At 43.3% G+C, this 17,771-nt stretch carries 15 protein-coding genes and 1 pseudogene; 14 read left to right on the top strand and 2 right to left on the bottom strand.

The window, feature by feature from the left end; translation table 11 throughout:
• Window positions 1-120 precede the first annotated feature (120 nt).
• The 12 genes and pseudogenes from mce to VYM24_RS12450 all read left to right on the top strand — a co-directional run bounded on the left by mce (window position 121) and on the right by VYM24_RS12450 (window position 12,600).
• Window positions 121-531: a methylmalonyl-CoA epimerase gene (gene mce, locus VYM24_RS12510; protein ID WP_007212904.1), complete on the top strand. Its 411-nt coding sequence runs from the start codon at window positions 121-123 to the stop codon at window positions 529-531.
• Window positions 532-645: 114 nt separating this feature from the next.
• On the top strand, window positions 646-2,199 hold the full coding sequence (locus VYM24_RS12505; RefSeq protein WP_007666264.1) for an acyl-CoA carboxylase subunit beta: 1,554 nt from the start codon (window positions 646-648) through the stop codon (window positions 2,197-2,199).
• Window positions 2,200-2,292: 93 nt separating this feature from the next.
• Entirely contained in the window at window positions 2,293-3,225 is a 933-nt protein-coding gene (locus tag VYM24_RS12500) for an OadG family transporter subunit (protein ID WP_007666265.1), read from the top strand.
• Window positions 3,226-3,247: 22 nt separating this feature from the next.
• A complete protein-coding gene (locus VYM24_RS12495; protein ID WP_291550549.1) occupies window positions 3,248-3,673 on the top strand; it encodes a biotin/lipoyl-containing protein in 426 nt (141 codons plus the stop codon).
• Between the two features lies 1 nt (window position 3,674).
• Complete coding sequence (locus tag VYM24_RS12490) at window positions 3,675-4,835, top strand: sodium ion-translocating decarboxylase subunit beta (protein WP_007215594.1); 1,161 nt, start codon at window positions 3,675-3,677, stop codon at window positions 4,833-4,835.
• Between the two features lie 184 nt (window positions 4,836-5,019).
• Window positions 5,020-6,336, top strand: coding sequence for a tetratricopeptide repeat protein (locus VYM24_RS12485; protein WP_330940166.1), 1,317 nt, complete (start codon window positions 5,020-5,022; stop codon window positions 6,334-6,336).
• 209 nt (window positions 6,337-6,545) lie between these two features.
• On the top strand, window positions 6,546-8,396 hold the full coding sequence (locus VYM24_RS12480; RefSeq protein WP_330940165.1) for a glycoside hydrolase family 13 protein: 1,851 nt from the start codon (window positions 6,546-6,548) through the stop codon (window positions 8,394-8,396).
• Between the two features lie 181 nt (window positions 8,397-8,577).
• Complete coding sequence (locus VYM24_RS12475; protein WP_330940164.1) at window positions 8,578-9,018, top strand: MarR family winged helix-turn-helix transcriptional regulator; 441 nt, start codon at window positions 8,578-8,580, stop codon at window positions 9,016-9,018.
• Entirely contained in the window at window positions 8,996-9,310 is a 315-nt protein-coding gene (locus tag VYM24_RS25475; RefSeq protein WP_330940163.1) for a hypothetical protein, read from the top strand. Before VYM24_RS12475 ends, VYM24_RS25475 begins: the two co-directional genes overlap by 23 nt.
• Window positions 9,311-9,463: 153 nt before the next feature.
• Window positions 9,464-11,293 (top strand): TolC family protein, encoded by a 1,830-nt coding sequence (locus tag VYM24_RS25470; RefSeq protein ID WP_483073343.1) that lies wholly within the window; start codon window positions 9,464-9,466, stop codon window positions 11,291-11,293.
• A pseudogene (locus VYM24_RS12455) lies at window positions 11,287-11,745 on the top strand (MFS transporter); the annotation flags it as partial. The gene VYM24_RS25470 and the pseudogene VYM24_RS12455, both read left to right, overlap by 7 nt.
• Before the next feature lie 285 nt (window positions 11,746-12,030).
• A complete protein-coding gene (locus VYM24_RS12450) occupies window positions 12,031-12,600 on the top strand; it encodes a YdeI/OmpD-associated family protein (RefSeq protein WP_299089141.1) in 570 nt (189 codons plus the stop codon).
• A 615-nt stretch (window positions 12,601-13,215) separates the two neighbouring features.
• On the opposite strand, the gene VYM24_RS12445 is transcribed toward VYM24_RS12450, so the two are convergent.
• Window positions 13,216-14,220 carry a class II fructose-bisphosphate aldolase gene (locus VYM24_RS12445; RefSeq protein WP_007212863.1) on the bottom strand — a complete coding sequence of 335 codons (1,005 nt, stop codon included), beginning with the start codon at window positions 14,218-14,220 and terminating at the stop codon, window positions 13,216-13,218.
• 281 nt (window positions 14,221-14,501) lie between these two features.
• Window positions 14,502-15,509, bottom strand: a complete 1,008-nt coding sequence (locus VYM24_RS12440; protein ID WP_330940162.1) for an endonuclease/exonuclease/phosphatase family protein — start codon at window positions 15,507-15,509, stop codon at window positions 14,502-14,504.
• A 258-nt stretch (window positions 15,510-15,767) separates the two neighbouring features.
• Between VYM24_RS12440 and VYM24_RS12435 the strand changes: the two genes are divergently transcribed.
• Both VYM24_RS12435 and VYM24_RS12430 read left to right on the top strand, forming a co-directional pair.
• Window positions 15,768-16,022: a type B 50S ribosomal protein L31 gene (locus tag VYM24_RS12435; RefSeq protein WP_007212861.1), complete on the top strand. Its 255-nt coding sequence runs from the start codon at window positions 15,768-15,770 to the stop codon at window positions 16,020-16,022.
• A gap of 178 nt (window positions 16,023-16,200) precedes the next feature.
• Window positions 16,201-17,721: a M48 family metallopeptidase gene (locus VYM24_RS12430; protein ID WP_330940161.1), complete on the top strand. Its 1,521-nt coding sequence runs from the start codon at window positions 16,201-16,203 to the stop codon at window positions 17,719-17,721.
• Window positions 17,722-17,771 lie beyond the last annotated feature (50 nt).

Raw genomic sequence — 17,771 nt, 5'->3', positions numbered from 1 at the left:
AAACTTCAAATATCCAATAATTAATTGACGAAAAATTTCTTTATTAAGGAAGAAATCTCTTTCTTTGTGCTGTTTTATGCCTTTAATTAAGACATTATACCAACATTAATAAATATAGTTATGAAGATTTCACACATTGAGCATCTGGGCATTGCCGTAAAGAGCATTGAAGAAGCCCTGCCGTATTACGAGAACGTATTGGGTCTGAAATGCTACAACATCGAAACTGTAGAAGACCAGAAAGTTAAAACCGCTTTTCTGAAAGTTGGTGACACTAAAATCGAACTTCTCGAACCGACCTCTCCCGAAAGTACTATTGCTAAGTTCATCGAAAACAAAGGTGCAGGCGTTCATCACGTGGCATTTGCTATTGAAGACGGTGTAGCTAACGCATTGGCTGAAGTAGAAGCGGCAGGTGTTCGCCTGATCGACAAGGCTCCACGCAAAGGTGCTGAAGGTCTGAACATTGCTTTCTTACACCCGAAATCAACACTGGGTGTATTGACAGAACTTTGCGAAAAGCCGGAATAATATGCACTAATTACGAAATTAGGAATGACGAATTACTTATTTTACAGGCAGTTCGTCATTTGTAATTCATAATTCACAATAAAAAAATAGTATTAACCCATTATATTTAATAAAATGAGTAATCAACTTGAAAAGATTAAAGAGCTTATAGATCGCCGCGCAGCAGCACGTCTGGGTGGTGGTGAAAAAGCGATTGCCAAACAGCATGAGAAAGGTAAATATACAGCTCGTGAGCGTATAGCCATGCTTCTCGACGAAGGTAGTTTCGAAGAAATGGATATGTTTGTAGAGCACAGATGTACCAACTTCGGTATGGAAAAGAAACACTATCCCGGTGATGGTGTTGTTACCGGTTGCGGTACTATCGACGGTCGTTTGGTCTATCTGTTCGCACAGGACTTTACGGTTTCTGCCGGTTCTTTGTCTGAAACGATGTCTCTGAAGATCTGTAAGATTATGGATCAGGCTATGAAAATGGGTGCTCCTTGTATCGGTATCAACGACTCGGGTGGTGCACGTATCCAGGAAGGTATCAATGCTTTGGCAGGTTATGCTGAAATCTTCCAGCGCAACATCCTGGCATCAGGTGTTATCCCGCAGATTTCAGGTATCTTCGGTCCTTGTGCCGGTGGTGCTGTTTACTCTCCTGCACTGACAGACTTCACGTTGATGATGGAAGGTACTTCTTATATGTTCCTTACCGGTCCGAAGGTGGTGAAGACTGTAACGGGTGAAGACGTAACTCAGGAAAATCTGGGTGGCGCAAGTGTTCACTCGACTAAATCAGGTGTAACTCACTTCACTGCCAAGACTGAAGAAGAAGGTTTGGCTTTGCTGCGTAAACTGTTGAGCTACATTCCTCAGAACAACCTGGAAGAAGCTCCTTACGTAGATTGCACCGATCCTATCGACCGTCTGGAAGATTCTCTGAATGAAATCATCCCCGATAGCCCGAACAAGCCGTATGACATGTACGAAGTAATTGCTGCTATCGTTGACAACGGTGAGTTCCTCGAAGTTCAGAAAGATTACTCAAAGAATATCATTATCGGTTTCGCACGTTTCAACGGACAGTCCGTAGGTATCGTTGCCAACCAGCCGAAGTATCTGGCAGGTGTGCTCGACAGCAACGCATCCCGTAAGGGTGGTCGTTTCGTTCGTTTCTGCGATGCTTTCAATATTCCTATCGTTTCATTGGTAGACGTTCCGGGATTCCTTCCGGGAACAGGCCAGGAATACAATGGGGTAATTCTGCACGGTGCTAAGTTGTTGTACGCTTACGGTGAGGCCACTGTACCTAAGGTAACAGTTACATTGCGTAAGTCTTACGGTGGTTCACACATCGTAATGAGTTGTAAGCAACTCCGCGGTGACATGAACTACGCATGGCCTACTGCTGAAATTGCCGTTATGGGTGGTGCCGGTGCCGTTGAGGTATTGTATGCCCGCGAAGCTAAGGAACAGGAAAATCCTGCTCAATTCCTGGCAGAAAAAGAAGCTGAATACACCAAGCTGTTTGCTAATCCTTATAATGCAGCCAAGTATGGTTACATCGATGATGTGATTGAACCGCGTAACACACGTTTCCGCATTATCCGCGCCTTGCAACAGTTGCAGACTAAGAAACTGACTAACCCGGCTAAGAAGCATGGTAATATTCCTTTGTAAAACCCAGTAGACAAGGTCACAAGAAACAAGATACAAGGCTGCCTTGTCAACTCGTAACCTTGTTCCCTTGTCAACTCAAAAAAATCAAGTTATATGAATAAGACAAAAATCGGAATATTCTTTACCTTGCTGCTGGTGTTAGGTGTCTGCTCTTCCTGCGGAGAGAAAAGATCGAACAATAAGCTGCTGCTAAATGAAGTACTGATTACCAACGAAGGTAATTATCAGGACGATTACGGCTTGCACAGCGCATGGATTGAAATATTCAATAGATCATATGGTAGTGCCGACCTCGCAGCATGCTTATTAAGGGCAAGCAGCCAACCCGGTGACACTACTACTTACTTCATCCCCAAAGGTGATGTATTGACTTTGGTAAAACCACGTCAGCACTCATTATTCTGGGCAGACGGAGAACCAAGACGTGGTACATTCCATACAAACTTCACATTGGACCCAGAAAAAGAGAATTGGATCGGCTTATTTGATTCTGGCCGTAACTTGATTGATCAAGTTACTATCCCTGCCGGAGTATTGAAGACCAATCAATCTTACGGACGTGTAAGTGATGCTGCTTCTCAATGGGAAGTTAAAGACGGTAGTGCAGAGAAATACGTAACTCCGAGTACTAACAACAAAACCATCGACAGCAATGCCAAGATGGAGAAATTCGAAGAGCATGACAGCAATGGTATCGGTATGTCTATTTCTGCCATGAGTGTAGTATTTTGCGGTTTGATTCTGCTTTTCATTGCTTTCAAGATTGTTGGCAAAGCATCTGTAAGCCTCAGCAAACGTAATGCAATGAAGGCTAAAGGTATTACTGACAAACAAGAAGCCAAAGAAAAGAAACTGGGCGAAGCTCCGGGAGAGATATTTGCTGCTATTGCCATGGCCATGCACGAGATGCAAAGCGATGTACACGATGTGGAAGACACCGTTCTTACTATCACCCGTGTAAAACGCAGCTATTCACCATGGAGTTCGAAGATTTACACATTGCGTGAAACTCCTCTGAAAAAGTAACCACCTATAAATTGATAAAACAATGAAAGAATATAAATATAAAATCAACGGTAATACATATAAAGTTACCATTGGAGATATCGACGAAAATATCGCTCATGTAGAAGTGAACGGTACTCCCTACAAGGTAGAAATGGAAAAGGCACCGAAAGTGGTTGTTAAACCGGTAACACGTCCTACCACTCCGGCTCCTGCTCCGACTCCGGTAGTGAAGCCGGCTGCTCCCTCTACAGGCAAATCAGGTGTGAAGTCACCACTTCCGGGTGTTATCCTAGACATCAAAGTCAAAGTAGGTGATGCAGTGAAGAGAGGACAGACCATCATTATCCTTGAAGCCATGAAGATGGAAAACAATATCAATGCCGACAAAGACGGTACAATCACTGCAATCAACGTAAATAAAGGAGATTCCGTTCTCGAAGGTAATGACCTTGTAATTATTGAATAATATGGGAGAATTTATCACATTTATAGGAAACAATCTTGCCGACTTCTGGACGTACACGGGTTTTGCCAATGCAACGGTAGGCCACGTCGTTATGATCCTGGTAGGTTTGTTCTTCATATACTTGGCGGTAGCCAAGGAATTTGAACCGATGCTGCTGATTCCTATAGGATTCGGTATGCTGATCGGTAATATCCCCTTTAACATGGAAGCCGGATTGAAAGTCGGCATCTATGAAGAAGGTTCTGTGCTTAACATCCTGTATCAGGGAGTAACCTCTGGATGGTATCCGCCGCTCATCTTCCTGGGCATTGGTGCCATGACGGACTTCTCATCTCTGATATCCAATCCTAAATTGTTACTGATCGGTGCTGCTGCTCAGTTTGGTATCTTCGGTGCTTACATGATTGCTTTGGAAATAGGTTTCGATCCTATGCAAGCCGGTGCAATCGGTATCATTGGTGGTGCTGACGGTCCGACGGCTATCTTCCTTTCATCCAAGCTGGCCCCTAACCTGATGGGTGCAATTGCGGTATCAGCCTATTCGTACATGGCGTTGGTACCGGTAATCCAGCCGCCTATCATGCGCCTATTGACCAACAAGCACGAACGTCTGATCCGTATGAAACCGCCACGCGTAGTTTCTCACACGGAGAAAGTAATCTTCCCGATTATCGGTTTGTTGCTGACTTGTTTCCTTGTTCCGTCCGGTCTGCCTTTGTTGGGTATGCTGTTCTTCGGTAACCTGTTGAAAGAAAGTGGTGTAACCCGTCGTTTGGCTGAAACGGCACGCGGTCCGCTGATTGATACAATTACTATCTTATTAGGTTTGACAGTAGGTGCTTCTACTCAGGCTTCTGAATTCCTGACGCTTGACTCTATCAAGATCTTCGGTCTGGGTGCATTATCATTCGTGATTGCTACCGCTTCAGGTGTCATCTTCGTGAAGATATTCAACCTCTTCCTGAAGAAGGATAATAAGATTAATCCGTTGATCGGTAATGCAGGTGTATCTGCCGTACCTGATTCAGCACGTATCTCTCAGGTAGTAGGTCTGGAATATGATCCTACAAACTACCTGCTGATGCACGCCATGGGTCCGAACGTTGCAGGTGTAATCGGTTCAGCAGTAGCTGCCGGTATCTTGCTGGGATTCTTGATGTAAAAGACATGTGCGTTGAGTGGTATCTTTACCATTCAAAACATCCGGTATATTTTAGCGCTCCTTCGGTTGAAGGGGCGCTATTTTTATTCGTTAATCTATCTAAAAGATGCTACGAATATTTCGTAAAGAAAATCTTTTTAGTAACTTGCAGCCAATTAAGCAATACTTAAAAGATAAAAAGACTATGCGAAAACTCTTTATTCTACTCTTTTTCAGTGCCTCTTCATTGCTGATGGCACAAAATACCAACCCTATTCAGGAAGCAATGGCAAACTATGATTATGAAACGGTATTGACGCTTATAGATAAGGAGACGCTGACTATCCCCTTACTCTATCAAAAAGGGAAAGCTCTGAAAAGTCTTGGTAATAACAGGGAAGCGCTGCAAGTATACGAGGAAGTCATATTGCAAGATTCTCTGAATCCACGAGCTTATATTGAAGCAGCAGAGTGCTGCAAGTCATTATTAAAAAACAAACAGGCATTGAAATATTACCAAAAGGCAGTAGACCTGAATCCGGATAATAAATATGCCCGTATTCAATACATTACTCTATTACTGAATCAGCGAAAATTCGATGAAGCATTGGGAGAGAGCAGTCTACTTACAGAAACAGATAGCTCGGCTGTTGCATTACACCTACAAGCTCAAAGTTTTGAAGGGGTAGATGACATTTTAGCAGCATTAGGATGCTATGAAAACATACAGGAAAAATATCCCAACGATTTTCTGGCTGCTGCGAAAGCAGCAAGACTACACATCGAAGGAGCATTTTATAATTATGCTATAGAAGCTACTGAAAAATACCGCCAAATAGACAGTACAAACGTTGTTGTAAACCAACAAAATGCATTGGCATACTGCCTGATGAAAGATTATCAGACCGCAATACAGAGATACGAACAGTTACTAAGCCTAGGGGACAGTACATTTACCACCTGTTACTATTTAGGAGTCAGTTATTATGCAGTAGAAAAGTTTTATGAAGCACATGATATACTGGAAGTAGCTCGGCAATATGATAAGCGTAATGTGAATCTGCTATATTATTTAGGACGCTCCTGTTCCAAAACGTCATGGAAGGATCAAGGAGTTGCATATCTGGAAGAAGCTGTGGCATATGCTACCCCACCCGATAGCGCTATGGTACGCCTCTATGTTGGCCTCACAGACTGCTATAAAATGGCACTAATGCCTAAAGAGCAAATCAAAACGATGCAAGACAGATATGATAAATATGATATAGAAAATCATAAGCTCTTGTATGACATGGCATATGTTTACCAATATCAGTTGAAAGATAAAAAGAATACAGAACGTTGTCTGGAGGCTTTCCTTAAAACGCGTCCCAAAAACAGCAGTGAGCAACCCGAAACAGATGATAAAGGAAATGTAATATTAGGCTTAAGTACTTATTATGGTGCAGCCGAAACTTGGCTGAAAGATCTTCGCGAGAAAAAGAAAGTGGATGACTTCTTTCAAGGGAAAGCGAATAAGTGACAAGCTACAAGTTACAAGCTACAGGCTACGAGTAGCTGCGCTATTACACAGCAAACCACTTGTAGCTCGTAACTTGTAGCTCGTAGCTAATTCATTGAAAACGTTTGCATAACATTATAAAGTATATAATAGCGGAGTAGCGGCAGCTTTCTCCGCTATTTGCTTATATTAGCACCAAAATACGGATATAATAACGAAAAGCTAATATCATGAAAAAATTATTCCTTATCCTGGGAACGTTTTTACTTTCCCTTAGTACGTATGCAGCTATGAACGTAAACAAAATCGACCCTCCGTTTTGGTACGCCGGAATGCAAAATCCCGAACTCCAACTTATGGTCTACGGTGAAGACATCGGTAACTCTTCCGTTACTGTCAACTATCCCGGTGTTTCTTTGAGCAGCACAGTCAAGCTGGAAAGCCCGAACTACCTGATTGTCTACCTGAGACTGGAGAAAGATGTGAAACCCGGTAAAGTAGCTCTCACTTTTGTACAAGGCAAAAAGAAAATCGTCAAAGAGTATGAACTGAAAGCACGCAGCAAAAAAAGCTGTGAACACAAAGGTTTTGATGCTTCCGACGCCCTCTACCTGTTGATGCCCGACCGTTTCGCAAACGGTAATCCGGACAATGACCAAATCCCCGGCATGGCTGAATACAAAGTAGACCGCAACGATCCGAACGCCCGTCATGGTGGCGACCTTGCAGGTATCGAGCAAAATTTGGATTACTTCTCCGACTTGGGTGTAACTGCCCTTTGGTTCACTCCGGTACTGGAAAACAACATGACCGGCGGTTCGTACCACGGCTATGCTACTACCGATTACTATAAAGTTGATCCACGTTTCGGTACCAACGAAGAGTATCAGCAACTGATATCCAAATGCCACGACCGCGGCATCAAGATTGTAATGGATATGATCTTCAACCATTGCGGTGTAGAGCATCCATGGATTAAAGATATGCCGTCTAAAGACTGGTTCAACAATCCCGATCATGAAAAGAATTTCGTGCAGACTTCTTTCAAATTGACTCCGCACGTTGACCCTTATACTTCACAATACGATTTCGACCAGATGAACGATGGTTGGTTTGTCACCGCTATGCCAGACCTTAACCAAAAGAACCCACACGTATATCGCTACTTGGTACAGAACAGCTTTTGGTGGATTGAATACGCCAATATTGACGGTATCCGTATGGACACTTATCCGTATGCCGACTATGACGCCATGAGTAACTGGATGAAAGAGCTGAACGAAGAATACCCCAACTACAACACCGTAGGCGAAACCTGGGTTACCGAACCGGCTTATACAGCCTGGTGGCAAATGGATTCCAAACTCTCTGCCCCGAAGAACAGTAACCTGAAAACCGTTATGGACTTCAGCTTCTTCGATAAAATCAACACTGCCAAAAACGAGCAGACCGAAACATGGTTCAAAGGTCTGGATCGCGTATACAATAACTTCGTATACGACTTCCTCTACCCCAACCCGGCTTCCGTACTGGCATTTATCGAAAACCATGATACCGACCGCTTCCTGGGTGAAGGCGACAATCTGCCAATGCTGAAACAAGCTTCTACCTTGCTACTTACCACCCGCCGCATTCCGCAACTTTATTATGGTACGGAAATCATGATGAACGGTGTGAAAAGCAAGAGTGACGGATACGTTCGTAAAGACTTCCCCGGCGGATGGACTGACGATACAGCAACTGCACTGACAGCCGCAGGACGCAGTAAGATACAGAACGAATGTTATAACTTCTACAAGACCTTATTAAACTGGCGTAAAGGAAATGATGTTATCGCCAAAGGTAGCATGGTGCAATTCATGGTACAGAATGGTGTTTATGCGTATGCCCGCCAGCACAAAGGTAAAACCGTATTCGTAATGCTGAATGGTACAGATGCCGAAACTACTGTTCCTTTGAAATTCTACAAAGAAATATTGAAAGATTCCAAACAAGGAAAAGATATTCTCAGCGGAAAGACAGTTGCATTCGGTGAATCGCTGACAATGGGACCAAGAGAATCATTGGTGATCGAATTATAAATCGTATTTCAATTATAACAGAAGGGTATAGAAATTAGCTTTCTATGCCCTTTCTTTATTCATAAAAGTATATTCTCTAATCTTTCTTCCAAATCTCCCCTCACAAATATTAGTCAAACATTTGACTAATTTCGATAAAAAGCTCTACATTTGTGCCCGAAAAATAAAAAGCAACGTAGCAATGGAGAATTACAATTCATCCCGAGGGCTAATCTTACTAATACTGAAGACCCGCATGGCATTCCGCCAAGCTCTGCAACGCGTTTTGAAACGCAATAACATAGATATCACCTTTGAAATGTTACAAGTATTGAGTTCCCTGTGGCAGGAACAAGGAATCAGCCAGCAGGCATTAGCCGAAAAAACAGCCAAAGACAAAGCCTGCATGACTAATCTGATGGCAAACCTCGAAAAGAAAGGCTGGATCATGCGCCAAGAAGACCCTAACGACCGCCGTAACCGACTTGTGTACCTCACTCCCGCAGGAGAAGAGATATCCGACCGTGTACGCCCGCTCATCAAGGATTTTTATACCCAGACGGGCCAACTGATGGGAATAGAGAACCTATACGCATGTTCCAATCAACTAGAGACACTCTATGAGATATTCAACCAATTCTAATTATCTTCGCCTCTTACTCATTCACATATTTGCTGTAGCTCCGTTGTGGCTAACCGCTCAGGAGAATGCTCATCTATTATCCGTAAACGAGTTTTTCCGTCTGGGCACAGAAAACAGTCTTCAACTTAAAAAGAGCAAACTACAAGAGGTTATTTATAACGACCAAAAGAAGTCTGCATACACAAACCGATTGCCAGATATCCAAGTAGGTGCCAGCACCGGAATCATAGGCCAACCCGTCATCTTTCAGCGGGGACTTTCACATCCCACGCGCCCCGAAACGCCGGACTAGTCACAAAACTATAACATCAACCTGACGCAACCTCTCTACCAGGGAGGAAGGATACAAGCCCAAATACATCAGGCCGAACTTAAAAAACAAATAGCCGCCCTGACCAGTGCCGACAATGAAGCCGAAATCAAGCTGGTACTGCTGCAACAGTACATGACGCTTTTCAGTTACTACAAGCAGCGGGAAGTGCTGGCACGCAACATCGAAGAGTCCGAACACCGACTGAAAGATATCCGCCGGATGAAAAAAGAAGGCATAGTCACCCACAATGATGAAATCCGCAGTGAACTGCAACTGACCAACGACCGCCTGACCTATCAGGAAGCCGACAACAGCATCTCCATAGCTTCGCAGCAACTCGATATTCTGCTGGGACTGGACGAATCACAGCTGATAGCACCGGACACTACTTTACTGTATACCGCCGTCAGTGTGTCTGATTATGATACGTATGTACAATTAGCCTACAACAACTATCCGGGTATGCAGATTGTCCGCCAACAAACCCTGCTGGCAGAAAACGATATCCGGCTGACTAAAGCAAACTACCTTCCCAGTCTGTCACTGCATGCGGGCAACACCCTTGCACGCCCACTCAGCACTACGCTGGCTGACATGTACAACAACAACTGGAACATCGGTCTCAGCCTCTCATACAACCTGTCGTCTCTTTATCAGAATAAGCACAAGATGCACGAAGCCCGGCAGGCGGTACAACTTCAAAAGTATGCCGAAGAACTCCTGATGCAGAACATCCGTATTCAGATCCGAACTGCCTGCACCCGTCATAAAGAGGCTCTGAACCGCATAGAAGCCCTGAAGCTCTCTGTCAGCCAGGCAGAAGAAAACTACCGGATTGTGCAAAACCGCTACCTGAACCAGCTTTCCATCTTCACCGACCTGCTGGATGCAAGCAGCGTGCGGCTGGATGCTGAACTGCAACTGAAGAGATTAAGAATAAGGAATATCACCCTCAATACGGTATGTATCCTCCTTGCACTAGCGGGAATTTCATGGACGATCAATTACTTCTGGAAATACGTTCATTACGAAATCACCAATGATGCCGTAGTAGACCAGTATATAGCTCCGCTCAATATCCGCGCTTCGGGTTATATCAAGGAAGTCCGCTTCACAGAGCACCAGCCTGTGCATGCCGGAGACACCCTTCTCATTCTTGACAACCGGGAATATCTCATCAAAGTAAAGGATGCGGAAGCTGCCCTGATGGATGCGAAAGGTGCAAAAGACGTATTAAGCTCCGGCATTCAGACCTCGCAAGTAAATGTAGCCATTCAGGAAGCCAACATTGCAGAAACCAAGGCCAAGCTCTGGCAGCAGGAACAAGATTATCGCCGCTATGCCAACCTGCTTGCCGAAGAATCCGTCAGCCAGCAACAATATGAACAGATAAAAACCGCCTACGAAGCAACCCAAGCACGCTATCAGGCCCTGCTGCAACAAAAGGAAGCGGCAAAATCCCAATACTCCGAAACAAGCAAGAAATCCACCGGTATCGAAGCGAATATCCTTCGCAAAGAAGCGGATCTGGATATGGCAAAATTGAATCTCTCTTATACGATAGTCACCGCTCCTTACAACGGATATATAGGGCGCCGCACCCTCGAACCGGGACAATTCGTACAAGCCGGGCAAACCATCTCCCATCTTGTACGGGGCAACGACAAATGGATCACCGCCAACTACAAAGAAACGCAGATTTCCCACATCTACATCGGGCAGAAAGTACGCATCAAGGTCGATGCTTTCCGCGGGCATATCTTTCACGGCACAGTTACCGCTATATCCGAAGCAACCGATTCCAAGTACGCCCTGGTTCCGACTGATAACTCCGCCGGCAACTTCGTCAAAGTGCAGCAACGCATTCCCGTTCGCATCGAGCTGGACGACGCCACTCCCGAAGAGATGAAAAGCCTCCGCGCAGGCATGATGGTAGAAACCGAAGCACTGAAACGGGGATGATGACTCTTTTCATAGCCTTCGGTGTATATGTAGTAGAAGATTTGGATCCTAAGCTCATGCTGTCTAACGCTTTCTTTCTGATATCCCTCCGCTCTGTGCTGGCTCCGGCAATATCCGCTTCTTTTTTCAGTAACCTGCTCTATTACTTACAAATTAAAGGGATGAATACCCTTTCCGAACACATGACGCTCACTAATCCACTGGCTTCCTCCCGCTATGCGCAAGCCATGAACAGTGCCTTGGTACAGGGGCACGGATACGATGAAGCCAGCCAGTTAGCCGCCAATAACTTTTATTCCACGCTTCAGCAACAAAGTCTGCTACTGGGCATCAAGACTGTAATCGGCTATCTGCTGATTGCCGCATTGGTTATCGCAGTGGTTTCCGCTTTCATCCCTTTCCATAAGACTCTGAAAGTGGCTGTGGTGAAGACGGGAGACGATATGGTATAAAGATTATAGTGGCCTCATAAGCATAAATTAAGATTTATATCAAGCCTTTGGCTAAGTTCAATCGAATCAGGGTAAAGGTTTTAAGAGATAATTGGAGACCTTTCTCAAAGATTTAGTATTTTTGGCAGCTGTAATAAACCGTTAAACTATCGAAGCCTGCATATTACTATCGTGGAGAATAGTAATTGCGTTACATACAAAAATTGCTGAGGCAAAAAGTAAATTAACAAAATGCTTCATTATCACGAAAGTAAAGCTATAAAATAATCAATTTGAATACCTGTTATGACTACAGAAAATAAAATAAAGTATTTTGAAAATCGAGAAGATTGGAGAAAGTGGTTAATGGACAACTTTGAAACCTCCTGTGAAATATGGTTTGTATTTCCCTATAAGCCATCAGGTAAAAAAGGTATTTTATACAATGATGCTGTTGAAGAAGCCCTTTGCTTCGATTGGATTGACAGCACAACAAAACCACTTGACAAAGATCATAAAATTCAGCGTTTCACACCCAGAAATCCTAAAAGTACTTACTCACAAGCCAACAAAGAAAGACTTAAATGGCTATTGGAAAATAAAATGATACACCCAAAATTTGAAGATAAAACGCGAAGCATTTTATCTGAGCCTTTCATTTTTCCCAATGATATAATTGATAAATTGAAAGAAGATGAAACGGTATGGAAAAACTATCAGCCATTTTCCGAAGCATATAAACGAATCCGAATAGCGTACATCGAAGCCGCAAGAAAACGTCCTGAAGAATTTGAGAAGCGGTTAAATAACTTCATTAGCAAAACAAAAGAAAACAAAACGATTATAGGATTTGGCGGAATTGAAAAATACTATTAATCAAAAGATTAGCATCATAAATAGAAAAACGATTTAAAATGAGGGCTGAAACACTTGACTTCACCTTTCTGATGTAGTGTCTTTATAGAAGTTTAAGAACAGAGCTTTAACATAAACCTAAAACTTTAGCAAATGGAAAAACTTACCTTTTTTCTTCCCTGAACTTACCGGGATGCATTTTCCGGCACGTTTTATTCTGAAGTATGGCTACACGTTTACTGTTGATCCGAATGCCCCACATTATATCAATCGTCACAGCATGATGATAAACGGAAAGACGCAAGCAATAACCCGCTAAGATTTGCTTGGACTTGCGAAAAGATATAATATCAAGTCAGCGGAATCATCTATAGAAAAGGCTGTCGGCACCGTTAGGAATTACCAATTTTATAGAGAAAAGGCAAGTGTCAGCGATTACTGGATTCATACTATAAAAGAAGAAATCACATCGCGAATAGAGAATCTTTCGCATGAACGGACTTAAAGCCATACTTCAACCTCATAGCACTCTATAAAATTGTTCTGAGGAAATGAAAAACCGACTTGACTACTGACCACGAAAAAAGGCTGCCCTTTTTCAAGAGCAACCTTCTATTCAGTCTAAAATCCCGTGGATTATTCAGCCAATTTACCGTCTGAACCAAGCACGTTGATGATCTTATGCATGTACATCTTTTCCATGTTGTCACGAGCCGGGCCAAGATACTTACGCGGGTCAAACTCAGCCGGTTTTTCTGCGAATACCTTACGGATAGCAGCAGTCATAGCCAGACGAGAGTCTGAGTCGATGTTGATCTTGCAAACTGCAGACTTAGCAGCCTTACGCAGTTCTTCTTCAGGAATACCGATAGCAGCTTCCAGCTTGCCACCAAACTTGTTGATAGTTTCAACTTCTTCCTGAGGAACTGAAGAAGATCCGTGCAATACGATGGGGAATCCCGGAAGTTTCTCCATTACAGCGTCCAATACTTCGAATGCCAAAGGAGGAGGTACCAAACGACCAGTCTTCGGATCTACGTGGCATTGTTCGGGTTTGAACTTGTATGCACCGTGAGAAGTACCGATAGAAATAGCCAAAGAGTCACAACCTGTGCGAGTAGCAAAGTCGATTACTTCTTCAGGGTCAGTATAAGTATGATGTTCAGCAGAAACTTCGTCTTCTACACCAGCCAATACACCAAGTTCGCCTTCTACAGTTACATCAAATTGATGAGCGTAGTCAACTACCTTCTTCGTCAAAGCAACGTTTTCTTCGTAAGGCAGGTGAGAACCGTCGATCATAACTGAAGAGAAACCCATATCGATACAAGACTTGCAAGTTTCGAATGTATCTCCGTGGTCGAGGTGAAGAACGATTTCAGGGTGTTTGCAACCCAGTTCCTTTGCATATTCTACAGCACCTTCTGCCATGTAACGCAACAATGTCTGGTTAGCATATTGACGGGCACCTTTAGATACTTGGAGGATTACCGGAGATTTGGTTTCAACAGCAGCCTTTACAATAGCCTGCAACTGTTCCATATTATTAAAGTTGAAAGCCGGGATAGCATATCCACCTTTAATAGCTTTCGCAAACATTTCTCTTGTGTTTACGAGCCCTAAATCTTTGTAATTAATCATTTTGTTTAAAGTTTATTGTTAGTGAATAAAAATTCTACGCAAAAGTAAGCATTATCCTTCAAATGGAAGAACAGGTTGGGAATAAATTATCGTATTATCCCCATTGAAACAATTCTATTTTAAAGCTATTGGATGATTTTAACAGAATATTGTAATCTCTATGTTACAAACTCTTTTCATCTGTAGCCTTCATCAGCCTCTTCTGCATACCTTTATATAGATAACAAAAAAACCGGAAAGCAAGTTTAGCTTCCCGGTCTTCGTTTACACATTATTATATATTACTTTTTCAAATAAATGATAGTGGGTAAATGGTCGCTGTAGCCATTCAACCAAACACGTCCGCCGTGCGTGCGCAAGGGAGAGCCTTTGTACTTGCCATCCTGCTGAAAGAGATATTCACGGATAAAGACTTCATTATGATCGTACTTCAAACCTTTCTTGGCTTTCAGCAAAGGACGGGAGACTACAATCTGGTCGAACAAGTTCCACTTGCCACGATAGAGTAATGTTCCCACACCTTTATCTTCAAGGGTTTCCCACCAGGGATTATAGAATTCGCCCTTCTTCACCTGCTTTGCATACTTGCGTGCGCCCAGTGTAGCCATGCTTTCGTCCATGGGATCGTCGTTCATATCTCCCATGACTATCAGTTTCAGTTTCTTGTCCGTACGCATCAGAGAGTCTGTCAATGCCCGTACCTGTTTGGCTGCATGTACACGTACCGGAGACTTAGCTCCACGGGAAGGCCAGTGATTGACGATGAAACAAACGCGTTCGCCTGCCATCTGTCCGTCTACAATAAGGAAACCACGCGTCAAGTGTACAGTGTCCCCCTCAAAAGGAGTGGAAAGCACCAGTTTGGAATTGGTAACGGTGAATTGTTCCGGATCATAAAGCAATGCACAATCAATGCCTCGTTTATCCGGACCTTCGTAATGCACGAATTTATAGTTGGATATAGCCGGTTGGCTTACCAAATCTGTCAGTACCCGGTTGTTTTCAGCTTCGGCTATACCGATAACGGCAGGTCCTTCAGGCACGCGGTCGCGCGATACTTCACTCAGAACTTTGGCAAGGTTCTTCAACTTGGCCTCATACTTCTCAGCCGTCCATGCATAACTGCCGGAAGGCAAAAATTCAAGGTCGTTCTTACCTGCATCATGAATCGTATCAAACAGGTTCTCAAGATTATAAAACGCAACACCATACAGTTCCCGCTCGTTCTGTTGGGCACCTGCCGTAGTGACGCAGAGCCATAGGGAAATTAAGAAAAGTAGCTTCTTCATGCTGAATATAAATTAAAATACCATGCAAAAATCTGAAATAAAAAGCGATAAACCTATTTTTTGAGGGAACTTTTTTCTAATTCGGAGAAATACACTGCCTTTAAACAAAGGTAGACTGCACCTTAAGCAAAAATAAATCTGAATTTATTTTGTATTATCTGCGACTTGCACTATCTTTGCACTCTGAAAAATAAGACCATTACACTATTTATTACCAAAATAGTAACCGAATATAATAATTAAAAAAAAAATATTGAAATGAAAAAAGGTATTCATCCTGAAAATTACCGTCCGGTAGTATTCAAAGATATGTCTAATGGTGACATGTTCTTGTCTCGTTCAACCGTAAATACGAAAGAAACCATCGAGTTTGAAGGTGAAACTTATCCGTTGGTAAAGATGGAAATCTCTAACACTTCTCACCCGTTCTATACTGGTAAATCTACATTGGTGGATACAGCTGGTCGCGTTGATAAGTTTATGAGCCGCTACGGTGACCGTAAGAAGAAATAAAATTGACTTCTTTTGAAGTTAAAAAAGGGAAGACTTTCACGAAGTCCTCCCTTTTTTATTATAGGAAATTCCCTATCACTTTGTAGGGAAAAGAGCGGGAAAGAGAGAAAACTCTTTCCTATTTTTGTATCAGCAATTTTGATAATAAGCCAATAGTACGAACCATAAACGAATCCATATGAAACGTCTTATCACTTTCGTTGTCCTCGCCGTCCTCCTCTCCACAGCAGGATTTGCTGCTAAGCCGAAAGACTTGAGCGGCCCGATTGCACTAAAGGGTGAATTACAACAGCAGTATGAAAATTATCCGGTCGGCACTCCCGTGGTGATCCGCAAGGTAGTGAAAATGAAATCGGCAGAACAACTAGGCTCCGATGTTTTCTATGCAACCGAAATTAACGGTATGCAATTCGCAGTACCTTCTTCTGCCCTGAAGGCCATTAAACTCTCACCTCCCGAAACCAATCAGGAGTTTTGGCAGCAAACTTATCTGAAACAACATCTGTATGAGTATTTCGGTGAACGCGGATATAACTCTAAGTTGCGCAAGGAAGTAGACGAAGAATGTCGGGATTACCTGTACAAGCTGGAAGAGATCGGCTATGAGGATGATTTCATCACTTCGTACGTACAGAATATCTTTACGAAACTGACTGCCACCGGCATAGATCCCAATCGCAGCGAACGGTTGAATGTACGCGTCATCCAGTCACCCGAACCGGATGCTTACATGCTGCCCAACGGCACAATGCTGATTAGTACCGGTCTGCTCTGCACACTTGATTCGGAGGATGAACTTGCCGCCATTATTGCCAATGAGATGTCTCATTTCGTACTGGACCATCAGATTAATAACATCTACCGTGCTGAACGCCGTGCCAAGCGGGCAGCTTTTTGGGGAACGGTTCTTGCCGTCACTGCCGAAGCAGCCCTGGAAGTGGCATACTGGGATGACGACGATACAGCTTTAGGTGTAGGTGCTGTTGCCAGTATCGGAAGCGTTGCCGCCCTACTGAATGTAAATGTAGTGAATCGCCTAGGAATGAATTACAAGAATAACCAGGAATACGCAGCCGACCGGGTTGCACGTGAGTTATTGGAATTCAAGGGGATGAATCCCGATGGATTGGCGTCTGCACTTTCCAAAGTCATCGGGTACTATAATATACAGCAACGCGGTCATAAGCTACTTCGCTACGGCAGCATCGACAACCTGAAAAAGCGAATAGACAAAGCCGACCAGGCGGAAAACCAAATCAGTCATCCTTATCTCAAAGCGACATCGGATGTAGTGACTTTCAACGCAGCCATGAACATGGCAGACCAACGGTATGAAGAAGCCGGAAGATTAATACAGAAGAATATCAATAATAATCTGGCTACCGACCATGATTACGTCATCTTTGCGAAATCACGGATGGCGCTTTACAACACAGAAGAGGTAAATGAAGAATGTGCCACCCTGCTTTGGAAAGCCAAAGAATTAGCAGGAAACAGTCCGAATCTTGACATATACAAACAGGAGATTCTATTGCTAATGCGCATGAATAAACAGGCTAAAGCCGCCGGCACATTGAAGGAATATCTGGAATTACTTTCCCGATATCAGGAACAAGGAATGCAAGGAGAAGAGGAAGAATGGACAAGCAAAGAAATAACCTGGGCCAATCAATTATTAGATAAGATCAATAGATTATAAAGGAAAGAATGTTATAAAGTCTTTTTCACCACAGATTACACGGATTTACA

It is taken from the genome of Bacteroides sp. MSB163 (assembly GCF_036416795.1).
Classification (GTDB): Bacteria; Bacteroidota; Bacteroidia; order Bacteroidales; family Bacteroidaceae; genus Bacteroides; species Bacteroides maternus.
This window is presented reverse-complemented; position numbering and strand designations above follow the sequence as displayed.

Bases quoted from the DNA above. Each gene is read 5' to 3' on its own strand.
- VYM24_RS12505 (WP_007666264.1), top strand. From the start codon at position 646: ATGAGTAATCAACTTGAAAAGATTAAAGAGCTTATAGATCGCCGCGCA.
- VYM24_RS12450 (WP_299089141.1), top strand. From the start codon at position 12,031: ATGACTACAGAAAATAAAATAAAGTATTTTGAAAATCGAGAAGATTGG.
- VYM24_RS12440 (WP_330940162.1), bottom strand. From the start codon at position 15,509: ATGAAGAAGCTACTTTTCTTAATTTCCCTATGGCTCTGCGTCACTACG.
- VYM24_RS12485 (WP_330940166.1), top strand. From the start codon at position 5,020: ATGCGAAAACTCTTTATTCTACTCTTTTTCAGTGCCTCTTCATTGCTG.
- VYM24_RS25475 (WP_330940163.1), top strand. From the start codon at position 8,996: ATGAGATATTCAACCAATTCTAATTATCTTCGCCTCTTACTCATTCAC.
- VYM24_RS12435 (WP_007212861.1), top strand. From the start codon at position 15,768: ATGAAAAAAGGTATTCATCCTGAAAATTACCGTCCGGTAGTATTCAAA.
- VYM24_RS25470 (WP_483073343.1), top strand. From the start codon at position 9,464: ATGACGCTTTTCAGTTACTACAAGCAGCGGGAAGTGCTGGCACGCAAC.
- VYM24_RS12475 (WP_330940164.1), top strand. From the start codon at position 8,578: ATGGAGAATTACAATTCATCCCGAGGGCTAATCTTACTAATACTGAAG.
- VYM24_RS12430 (WP_330940161.1), top strand. From the start codon at position 16,201: ATGAAACGTCTTATCACTTTCGTTGTCCTCGCCGTCCTCCTCTCCACA.
- VYM24_RS12495 (WP_291550549.1), top strand. From the start codon at position 3,248: ATGAAAGAATATAAATATAAAATCAACGGTAATACATATAAAGTTACC.
- mce (WP_007212904.1), top strand. From the start codon at position 121: ATGAAGATTTCACACATTGAGCATCTGGGCATTGCCGTAAAGAGCATT.
- VYM24_RS12445 (WP_007212863.1), bottom strand. From the start codon at position 14,220: ATGATTAATTACAAAGATTTAGGGCTCGTAAACACAAGAGAAATGTTT.
- VYM24_RS12500 (WP_007666265.1), top strand. From the start codon at position 2,293: ATGAATAAGACAAAAATCGGAATATTCTTTACCTTGCTGCTGGTGTTA.
- VYM24_RS12490 (WP_007215594.1), top strand. From the start codon at position 3,675: ATGGGAGAATTTATCACATTTATAGGAAACAATCTTGCCGACTTCTGG.
- VYM24_RS12480 (WP_330940165.1), top strand. From the start codon at position 6,546: ATGAAAAAATTATTCCTTATCCTGGGAACGTTTTTACTTTCCCTTAGT.